The sequence below is a fragment of the Mangrovicella endophytica genome (assembly GCF_002893625.1).
Classification (GTDB): domain Bacteria; phylum Pseudomonadota; class Alphaproteobacteria; order Rhizobiales; family Rhizobiaceae; genus Mangrovicella; species Mangrovicella endophytica.
This window is the reverse complement of sequence record NZ_PKMZ01000010.1, coordinates 128,150-137,979: the sequence shown is the minus strand read 5'-3', so window position 1 is coordinate 137,979 and position 9,830 is coordinate 128,150. Positions and strand designations below refer to the sequence as shown.

Sequence of the window (9,830 nt, the reverse complement as noted above, 5' to 3'; positions counted from 1 at the left end):
TACCGACCTCAGAGCCTCTCGCAGACAATCCGCCGCCCACGCTTCTCTTTCTTCTCATATATGCAATTGTCAAAGATCACGGCGGATAGACCTGCCGTCGAGTTTCAGGCAATGACTTGCCGTTACCCTGGAGGGTCGCTGCTAAGCGGCTCTCAAAAGATGCCGACGCAGGCGGCACGAAATCGAACCGGTACCGAACTTTTCGTTCGATCCAGCTCGCTGGCCTCCCTTTCGGTCGGCCCCGGCGCCACCGCCGTCGTCGATGAGGCGGATATAGGCGATCCCTCTCCGCCCTGTCAACGCCCGTTTCGCAAAAACTTCAAAAATCTCGCGGCGTCCCTGTTTCGCTTTCCACGGAGCCCCTGTGTTCGGCTGCACGGCATTCGCGCGCCTGCTCGTGCTCTGGTTCTATGTCGACAAGGAATCCCTCCCCTTCCCTTCTATAGAGGGTAGCCTCCGTTCGGCCGACGAACGGAGCGCCCATCCGCGACTGCGCATCACGCATTGTCCTCATGGCCGGTGGATATGACCGCGTTGCCGTGGACGAGCTTGGCAGGGTCCGTCCCGAAGGGTTGCCAAGGAGCGACCTGCGTGAAAGACCTGTCTTGCGGTCGACCGGCCGCGCCGACGCACGTCCTTCAAGGCCGATCAGGCCCGTCGCGATTTCGCCACCATAATCAACGACAGCCGGCCGGGACGATCGAAGGACATGGATGCTTGAACAACGCGCCGTTTGATAGGCCAGCCTTTGGAGACGAGCCGCCGCTCGTCGCCGATCGCAAGCGTCGGCCTGACCGGCGGCAGGTGTCGGCGCGATGGCTTGCCGGCACGCTCCTGACCGGCATCACCTCGACGGCCCTTATGGGTATCGCTCTGTCCGCCGCGCTCGATGGCCACAACGGGCTGGCGCGCCCGGTCGCGCTCGTCTTCGATCCGATGCGCACCGACGATATCTCGGAAAAGGGGGAACGCGTTTTTGCGACGGCCGTCCCGGCGGTGCGCAGCCGCCAGACTCTCGAACTCTCCACCATGACCCGCGAGGGCGACCGCGAGGTCATCCGCACCCTGCCCTTTGCGCTCGTATCCATGGCGCTCGCGGCCCGCTATCCGACGGCTGCGTCCTATCCGGCCTTCGACGCCATGAAGGTCTTTGCCGACGACGCCGCGCCGCCGCCCGAAGATGCCGCCGATCCCGGTCAGATCTACGGCAACAAGATGGAAGCCGAGGTCCGGCTGAAGGTCGAGCCCTTCGACGTCGACGCGACCGAACTCGACGAAAGCGGCGACATTGACGTGAGCGAGGCCGAGCGGCTCGTGCGCGGCATCGGCCCGGACCTCTCGGACAAGCCCGTCCAGGTCGCAGCGCTCCGCCCCTTCGACGCGATGCGCTTTGCCACGGCGAGCGACGTCGAGGACTACGAGCCGGGTTCGGCCTTCCGCATCACCACGCAGAACGTCTCGATCGCACCATCCGACCAGACCGATGCGGACTCGGCGCGCTATGCCGAAGAGATCATCCCCTTCCGCGAGACCCGGACGATCGAGGAAGCGCTGGCCGAGAGCGGCTATACCGATCCGGCATCCGTCAGCGCGGCAACGCGCATGGCCGAGCTCCTGAGTTCGAAAAGCCTGAAGGCCGGTAATGTCCTTCGCGTCGGCACCGACAACAGCCGAGGTCAGCCCTCGATCGTGCGGCTCTCGGTCTATCGCGGCGAGCGGCATATCCTGACCGTCGCTCAGGATGACGGGGGCACCTTCGAGCCTGCCGAGGCACCGGCGGTCAGCGCTGCCGTTGCGGAGGCCTTCGACGAGAATGCGACCGAAGCCCCGATGCGCTCCGACATGCCGACCGTCTATGACGGCATCTATCAGGCAGCGCTCGCCTATGGCCTCAACGACCGCCTGTGCCAGCAGCTGATCCGGATGCTCGCCTCCGACGTCGACTTCCAGTCGCGTCTCGATCCGAAGGATCGGCTGACCGTCTTCTATTCGCTGGCCGAGGGCGAGGAGAAGGCGACGGACGAATCGGAAATCCTCTATGTCGAGGCGCGCTTCGGCGACATGTCGAAGAAATACTACCGCTTCCGCGGCGGTGAGGACGACCGGATCGACTATTATGACGAGGAAGGCCGCAGCGCCAAACAGTTCCTCCTGCGCAATCCGGTCCCGAACGGCCGCTTCACCTCGCCCTTCGGGGGCCGCAAGCACCCGATCCTCGGCTATGTCCGCATGCACTGGGGCGTCGACTGGGCCGCGCCGCGCGGCACCCCGATCCTCGCCTCCGGCTCCGGCGTCGTGGAGAAGGCGGGATGGTCGAGCGGCAATGGCCGGCAGACCATCATCAAGCATCCGAACGGCTACGAAAGCTCCTATTCCCACCAGAGCGGCATCGCCAAAGGGGTGGTGCCCGGCGCCAAGGTGCGCCAGGGCCAGGTGATCGGCTATGTCGGCGCCACGGGCCTGGCGACCGGCAACCACCTTCACTACGAATTGTCTGTGAACGGAACGCGAGTCGACCCGATGCGCGTCAAGCTGCCCTCGGGCCGCGCGCTGCAGGGCGACGAGCTCGAGGTCTTCAAGCGCGAGCGCGACCGCATCGACAAGCTGCTGCAGGAGCGCGACCTGAAGACGCGCGTCGCAGGACGCTGACCGAAGCCGTCATTCTAACCTGATTCCAATAGCCTTCGCCGGCTGAGGTCACGTGACCTACTTGCAGTAGGTCGCGCCGCCTCGCCGTGCCGCCATGTCGAGATGGAGATGGTTCTTGTGCGCGGCGTCGGTGCCGGGACCGAGAACCGTCTTGAACGGTCCGCAGGCGGCGGCGCGGATACCGTCGGCAAAGCGCGCCTCGGCAGTCCCCGACGCCTCCGGCTTCACCGGCAGCGAGCGGCCATCAGCAAGGCCGAACGCGCCGATATCGATGGCGCTGCCGCGGGCGTGTTCGGAAATCTTGCCCTCCCCGGCGCGGGGCCGGCAGACATAGGTCGAAGAATCCTCGATCGTCTTCAGCTTGGCATCCGGCCACTCGGCCTTGGCCGCGCCTGCCACGGTTCCGCCAACCCATTCGTCGAGCGCCAGCGCGGTGCGGCAGAGGATGACGGTGCCGCCGGGGATCGTCACGCCCGAGGAGAGCGCCTCGATCTTCACCGGCCGCAGCACGCCGCAATCGCCCTCGCTGATGCTCTCGCCGACGCTGAACTTGACGCCGCGCCGGGTCAGCTCCGCCTCGCACAGCTTGGCATCCTTGATCGCCGCCGCGGCATCGACGGCGCTTTCCGGCGTGACCTCTTCGGTGGCGGCCTTCAGGCTTTCGGTCGTCGGCCGCGGCGCCGCGAGATCGCCGGTCGACTTGCTTTCCGGCACGGAGGGTGACGGCGCAGCCGTACCGGCGGCCGGCTCCGGCAGTGTCGGCTGTGGCGGTGCCGGCTGGCCATCGCCGGGCTTTGCCGCGTCGCCGGAAGCGCCGGCCTCGCCGGCTGCGCCAGGACTTTCGGGCCGCGGCTCGGGAACCGGCACCGCCCCGTCTTCCGGCGAGGCCGTTTGCCCCTGGGCAGCAGGCAAGGACTCGGTTTCACCAGAGGCGTCCGGCTTACTGCCGGGCTGGGCGCCTTCCCCGGCCGCCGCCGTCCCATCGCGCGGCGCCTCGTTTCCTTCACCATTTTGGCCAACCGGCTGCGCATCGGTACCGCCAGGCGTAACGCCGGCGTCGGCGGGCTCATCCGGCCGCGCGGCCGGCACAGGCGCCGCCGCACCGTCGGGCAATGCCGGCCGCTCCGTCGGTGCAGCCTGCGCGAAGGCCGACCCACCCGAACCGGTGAGAAGAGCCAGCGCCAGAAGGGCGGATGAAAAACCGGTCAGGCGCTGGGCAGGCATCATCAGCTCTGGAACTCCACAGTCAGCCCTTGAACTCCACCACGGTCTTGCCGGGCTCGACGAGCTTGGCCAGCGCCTTGGCATCCCAGTTGGCAAGGCGCACACAGCCATGGCTCGCCGCCTTGTCGATGGTTTCCGGATGCGGCGTGCCGTGGATGCCGTAAGTCGGCCTGTCCAAGTCGATCCACATGTCGCCGACCGGTCCGTTCGGCCCGGCGGGAAGCGTCAGCTTCTCCGAGTTGTCGCCCTGCTTGAAGTTCTTGGAGGGATCGTAGGAGTAGGTGGGATCGGGAGCAATCCCCTTCACCTTCACCGTTCCCGTCGGGGACGGCGTGTCCTTCGAGCCGATCGTAGCGGGATAGGCGACGACGACACCGCCATCGGCATCATAGGCGGTGAGCTCGCCCGTCGGCTTGTCGACGACAATCCGGGCGACCTTCGTCTCCGGCTCGCCGCCGGGATCGGCCACGATGATCGTGGTGCCCGCCTTGGTGAAATCGGCGCCGGGGTTGAGGGCCTTCAGCAGATCCTCGTCCATGTGGAAGCGTTCCGCCAGCATCTCCACGGGGCCGGAATAGCCAAGGAATTCCAGCTTGGCGAGCTTGCCATAGTCTTCGGGCAGATCCGGCACGAAGCGCTGCGAAAGGTCGTCCTGCGTGATCTCGTAGCTCTTCATCGCCTGCCCCTGGTCGACCACGAGGACGGTCCAGAAATCGGCGTCGGGCTCACCGTCGACAGGAAGCTTGCGAAGCGCCTCGTAGGCGGCAATCGCCTTGCGGGTGTTTTCGCCCTCCAGCCCGTCGATGACGCCCGGCGAGACATGGGCACGGTCAAGCAGCACCTGCATGCGGATCAGGAAAGGGTCCGGCAACTTCGGCTTGTCGGCGACCTGCTGACCAGCCTCGTCGGGGACGTCGGTGGAATTGTCCGGCGTCTCGACGACGGCGCCCGGCATGCCCGCGACTGGCACATCCTCGCTGGCGGCATTCGGGCTCGTGCCGGGCTCCGGCGGCGTGGCGGTGGCGGCCGTGTCCGCGCCCGGCGCATCCGGTGCGGGCGCCTCCGCGGCGGCTCCGCTATCGGCGGTCGGCTTGTCCGCTCCGTCTTCACCCGCGGCGGGGGCGGTGTCATCGGCCTGATCGGCCGGCTTGACGTCGCCGATCGTCGGGTCGGCCTTGGCCGCATCGGCGATCGCCTTCGCCTCGGCCTGGCGCGCCTGCCACTCGTCGAAGGTCGCGCCGTCGATCGCCGTCGCGCTCAGCGCATCCTCACTGGCAGCGGGCGCGGAGGCCGCCGTCTGCGCCAGGGCCGATACGGAGGCGCAAAGAGAGGCAGCCAGGACCGCGGAAGACAGGACGTTTTTCATCAAAGGCTCCTCAAATTAGTCAGGAGCCGGTGCAACGGGCGAAGCAGCGTTGCGGCTCCTTCACCCTCGCGTGTCCGCCAGGTCGTTGGCGGTATGGTTAGCGGAGCGTTAATCCTTCAGCGCTCCGCCGCACGGCTTCAGTCGATGAATTCGACAACGACGCCCGGCTTCACCAGCTTGGCGAGCTCCTGCGCGTCGAAGTTGGTCAGGCGCACGCAGCCATGGCTGTTGGTCTTGCCGATCTTCGACGGCTCGGGCGTGCCATGGATGCCGTAGGTCGGCTTGGACAGGGCGATCCAGATCGAGCCGACCGGGCCGTTCGGGCCGGGCGGGATGGTCAGGATGCCCTCGTTATTGCCCTGCTTGAAGTTGATCTTCGGATTATAGGTGTAGTTCGGGTCGAAGGCGATGCGGTTCACCTGCACCGTGCCCGAGGGCGAGGGCGTGTCGGACGAGCCGATCGTCGAGGGATAGGCGACGACGAGCTTGCCTTCTGCATTATAGGCCCGCACCTGCTCGCGCCCTTTGTCGGCGATGATCTTCGTCACCGGCTCCGTGACATTGGGGCCGACGGCCATCACCTTGATGATGGTGCCGGGCCGGTTCATGTCCGCACCCGGATTGATCTCGAGGAGATAGTTCTCGTCCATGTGGAAGCGCTCGGCGAGCATCTCGCTGACGCGCGTGTAGGACATCCCCGGCAGCTTGGCCTTTTCGCCGTAATCCTCCGGGATCGAGGCGACATAGGGCCCGGCGATGTCCTTCTCGGTGATCGTATATGTCGTAACCGCCGGCCCGCCGGTGGCGTCGAGCTCTTCGGCGAGCGCCTTCGCATCGGTGGCGTTGATCGTGCGGCCGAACTTCTCCTGATAGGCTGCGGCCGCCTTGTTGACGTTGGAGCCCATGCGGCCGTCGATAACGCCCGGCGAGATGCCGGCGCGGTCGAGCAGCACCTGCAGCGCCGCCATCTGGACCTTGGCGTTCTTGCCGGTGGGCGCCTGGATGACCGGCGCCGGGTCGCTCTCGGGCGCTGTGGTCTCGCCAGGCTGGATGATCGGGGCCCCGGAATCCGGAAGGTTCGGGTCCAGTCCGTCGTTGGGCAGACCGGCGCTGCGATTCGGAGCGATATCGGCAGGGCGGCCGGCGTCCGGCAGCGGCGCAGCTTCGACGGGGCGATCATAGTAGCCGTCGTCGCCGTAAGGATCGGCGGAGCGCGGCCCGCTGGGCCAGCCTTCGCTCAACGGCAGATCGTCGACCCGGCCTTCCAGCACGGCGCCGGCCGGCGGCTCGCCGATGATCACGGTGTCGCGCGAGGCTCGGCGGCGGTTCTGCTCAGCACGTGCCCGCCGCTCTTCCATGCGGCGGTTACGTTGGTCGAGGCGCACGACACGCCCCTGCCCGTCGACGGTGAAGCGGCGGCCATACTGGTCGACATAGACCTGACCGCCTCCCCCATCGCCGTCATAGAACGGGTCGTCGTCGGGAAAGTCTTGCGCCAGGAGCAGGCGCTTGTTGCCGGGCTCAGCCTGAGCGCCGCCCGCCGCCGCCAGTACGCCGATCGCGGCGAGCAGAAGGGGGGACAGAAAGGCAGACTTCATCATGACTACTCCACGCCGCGCGGCCGCTCGCCTCTGCAGACGACGAACGGGACGGTCCCGAATTGCCGGCAGAGTTAGCCATTGGCAAATGAACCAGACATGAAAATGGCCGCCGGAGCGTAAGTGAAGCTGACCTGACGGCGACGCCAGCAACAAACGGGCGCCGCCGCAGACATTTGGATGCGCCGGGCGGTGATGGCCGAACTGCGCATTGGCAGCCGCGCTTCATCGAGAGAAGTCGGACCGCCGGCCGACCTGCGGTCCAGGGCGGCGGCCCGGCGCAGGCAGCCGATCCGGGCTATTCCGTGAAATCGAACTCCGAGATCTCGCACACGTCGACGCCGCCCTTCACCGCGGTCGCGCCGTCATCAAACACCGCCTTGAAGTCGAACCCGCAGGCGCCCGTGCCGTCGTCGATGTCGACATCGACTGACTCACCCGGCGCCAGGACGTCGACACCGAGGATGTCCTCTTCCCAGTTGTTGGTGCCGGTATTGGAGGCGAAGAACTGGACGATGTTGCCGCTGGTGCGGTTGTTGACGGTGACCTCGCGGTTCTCGGCCAAGGCGGCGCTGGCAAAGGCTGTCGCCGCGAGCGCGGCCGTGAGGATGGTGAGGCGGGACATGGCAGTCTCCGTGGTCGGGGAATTATCGGAAGATGGGAGGCACGCGCCTGCGAAGGGTGCCCGCGCGTGCGATCACCCTGCCGGCGGCGCAACGGGCGGGTTATTCGCAGCCGGATACGACGATGCGGCAGCTGTCCTGGCCGCAATCACCGAGCGCCTTGCGTGTCGCCTCCCGCTCCGAATTGCCCCAGCCGATCCCAAAATAGGTGCGGTTGCCGGCATAGGCGCCGCAGGTGTCGAAGCGCACCGCGACCTTGCAGTCGCTATTGCCCTGCGAGCGGCACTCTTGCATGGCCGCATCGGCTGCCTCGCTGCGGCTGTCATAGCCGGTGACGAAGCCGTAGCCGGCCTCGCCGGCGGACAGGCCCTCTTCGTCGGCGACGGCGATGGCGCCGGCGGCCAGCGCGGGCGCTGTGGCGGACGACAATGTGAGGAGAAGGAGAAGGCGAAGCGCGGTCTTCATCAGGGGCTCGCAGCTGGGGACGCCGGCGTCATGCCAGCGCAGGATCATAGGGCCGACCTGAAATGCTCACAATGCGCTTCTTGCAGCTTGCGGTGCTCGGCCGACGGGTTCCACACAGGCAAATTCGAACGTCAGCCGAGTGAAAAGCGGCGCGTCCCGCCACGGGGGCCCTTAGCTACACTCATCGCAGCGCTTTACTGCTGGCCTGATCGGGGGATCTCCGGAGGAGGCGATAGCCACCGCGGTAGTGGACAGGTGGCGAAGCTTTTTCCCGAAGTCGAGCCTCACGCCGACGTGAACTTTCGGTAACGTCCGGAACGCCGCGGAAGGGCGGCCGTTTTCCTCGCAACACAGAGAAGAGAGGAGACGTCCAAATGTCGAACGTCGAAGTCACCTACGACAATATCGAGGCCAGCCGCGTCAACGGCACCGCCGTTTACAACACGGACGGAGAAAGTCTCGGTCACATCGACGATCTCGTCATCGGCAAGCGCGACGGCAAGGTGAAGTTCGCCATCATGTCCTTCGGCGGCTTCCTCGGCATCGGCGAGGAATACCACCCGCTGCCTTGGGAGGTGCTGAAATACGACGAGCGCCAGGGCGGCTACGTCGTTGGCCTGACCCGCTCCCAACTCGAGGGCGCGCCACGCTATGGGCGCGAGGCTCTGCCGACCTGGAGCGACGCCGCCGCAGGCCGACGCATCAACGATTACTACGGCGTCGCACCCTATATCTGATCGCAAGCCCATCGACGGTTCGAACATGCGGCGGCCGGGACGTTACGGCCGCCGCTTTCGTTTTTCATTTCCCGGCGGTGCCGGCGTCAGGGCGTCGGCGCGTGCTCCGGCAGGATTCCGCCGGCCTTCAGCGCCTTCCAGAATTCCGCCGGGATCGCCTGGTGCACCAGATCCATATTGGTGCGGGCCTTGTCGGCGCTCTTGGTGCCCGGGATCACCGCAGCGACGGCCGGGTGGGCCGCGCAGAACTGCAGCGCCGCGGCACGAAGGTCCACGCCGTGCTCGGCGGCGATGGCGCGCAGCCGGTCGCGCGCCTGCACCTTCTCGTCCGGCGCTTCGGCATATTCGAAGGTATTGCCGCCGGCGAGGAGCCCGGAGTTGAACGGGCCGCCAACCACCACCGACACGCCGCGTTCGGCGCAGGCCGGCAGGAGGTCGTCGAGCCCGGCGAGATCCAGGAGCGAGTAGCGGCCGGCCAGAAGGAAGCAGTCGGGATCGGATTCCTCCAGCGCCCGCAGGCATGGCTCGACGAGGTTCACCCCGAGGCCCCAGCCTTTGATTACACCCTCCTCGCGCAGCCGAGTCAGCGCCCTGGCGGCACCGTTCATCGCGATGGCGAACTGCTCCGTCCAGGTCTCGCCGTGATGATCGGCCGCGACGTCGTGGATATAGACGATGTCGACCCGCGACAGGCCGAGGCGCTGATAGCTGTCCTCGAGCGAGCGCAGCACGCCATCGGCCGAATAGTCGTAGCGTGCCGCAAACGGGAGCGGCTGCTTGAACATGCTGTCGTCGCCCTTGTCAGCAGGCGAAAGCAGGCGCCCGACCTTGGTGGACAGCACGAAGTCGTCGCGGTTCCTGGTCCGCAACACCTCGCCGAAGCGATGCTCGGACAAGCCGCTGCCGTAGTGCGGCGCCGTATCGAAGTAGCGGTAGCCCGCATCCCAGGCGGCTTCCATGGCTGCGCGCGCCTCCTCGTCCGGCACGGGCGCAAACATGTTGCCGAGCGGCGCGCCGCCGAAGCCCAGCGGGCCGGGAGGTCGATAGTGCTGGCTGGACGGCATGAGATTTTCCCTGTCTGAAGGTGCGGCGGCACCGGCTGTAAGGCAGATAGGTCGCAGCTGGCCGCCGACAGCATCCGCGCGCGTCCGAAACCGGGTCGCGGCTC

At 66.8% G+C, this 9,830-nt stretch carries 8 protein-coding genes; 2 read left to right on the top strand and 6 right to left on the bottom strand.

Features of this window, described 5'->3' with window-relative positions; all coding sequences use genetic code 11:
* Positions 1 to 717 precede the first annotated feature (717 nt).
* Positions 718 to 2,649: a M23 family metallopeptidase gene (locus C0R46_RS17625; protein ID WP_245413653.1), complete on the top strand. Its 1,932-nt coding sequence runs from the start codon at positions 718 to 720 to the stop codon at positions 2,647 to 2,649.
* Positions 2,650 to 2,706: 57 nt separating this feature from the next.
* Here C0R46_RS17625 and C0R46_RS17620 read toward each other — a convergent pair whose 3' ends face one another.
* The 5 genes from C0R46_RS17620 to C0R46_RS17600 all read right to left on the bottom strand — a co-directional run bounded on the left by C0R46_RS17620 (position 2,707) and on the right by C0R46_RS17600 (position 7,925).
* Positions 2,707 to 3,876, bottom strand: a complete 1,170-nt coding sequence (locus C0R46_RS17620) for an extensin family protein (protein ID WP_102960971.1) — start codon at positions 3,874 to 3,876, stop codon at positions 2,707 to 2,709.
* 19 nt (positions 3,877 to 3,895) lie between these two features.
* Complete coding sequence (locus C0R46_RS21165; protein WP_245413652.1) at positions 3,896 to 5,239, bottom strand: L,D-transpeptidase family protein; 1,344 nt, start codon at positions 5,237 to 5,239, stop codon at positions 3,896 to 3,898.
* A 137-nt stretch (positions 5,240 to 5,376) separates the two neighbouring features.
* On the bottom strand, positions 5,377 to 6,840 hold the full coding sequence (locus tag C0R46_RS17610) for a L,D-transpeptidase family protein (protein WP_245413651.1): 1,464 nt from the start codon (positions 6,838 to 6,840) through the stop codon (positions 5,377 to 5,379).
* A 295-nt stretch (positions 6,841 to 7,135) separates the two neighbouring features.
* Entirely contained in the window at positions 7,136 to 7,462 is a 327-nt protein-coding gene (locus C0R46_RS17605) for a hypothetical protein (RefSeq protein ID WP_102960970.1), read from the bottom strand.
* Between the two features lie 100 nt (positions 7,463 to 7,562).
* Positions 7,563 to 7,925 (bottom strand): DUF4189 domain-containing protein, encoded by a 363-nt coding sequence (locus tag C0R46_RS17600; protein WP_102960987.1) that lies wholly within the window; start codon positions 7,923 to 7,925, stop codon positions 7,563 to 7,565.
* A gap of 374 nt (positions 7,926 to 8,299) precedes the next feature.
* Here C0R46_RS17600 and C0R46_RS17595 point away from each other — a divergent pair, with 374 nt between their 5' ends.
* A complete protein-coding gene (locus C0R46_RS17595; protein ID WP_102960969.1) occupies positions 8,300 to 8,662 on the top strand; it encodes a PRC-barrel domain-containing protein in 363 nt (120 codons plus the stop codon).
* An 86-nt stretch (positions 8,663 to 8,748) separates the two neighbouring features.
* Here the strand turns inward: C0R46_RS17595 and C0R46_RS17590 are convergent, their stop codons facing one another.
* A complete protein-coding gene (locus C0R46_RS17590) occupies positions 8,749 to 9,726 on the bottom strand; it encodes an aldo/keto reductase (protein WP_102960968.1) in 978 nt (325 codons plus the stop codon).
* Positions 9,727 to 9,830 lie beyond the last annotated feature (104 nt).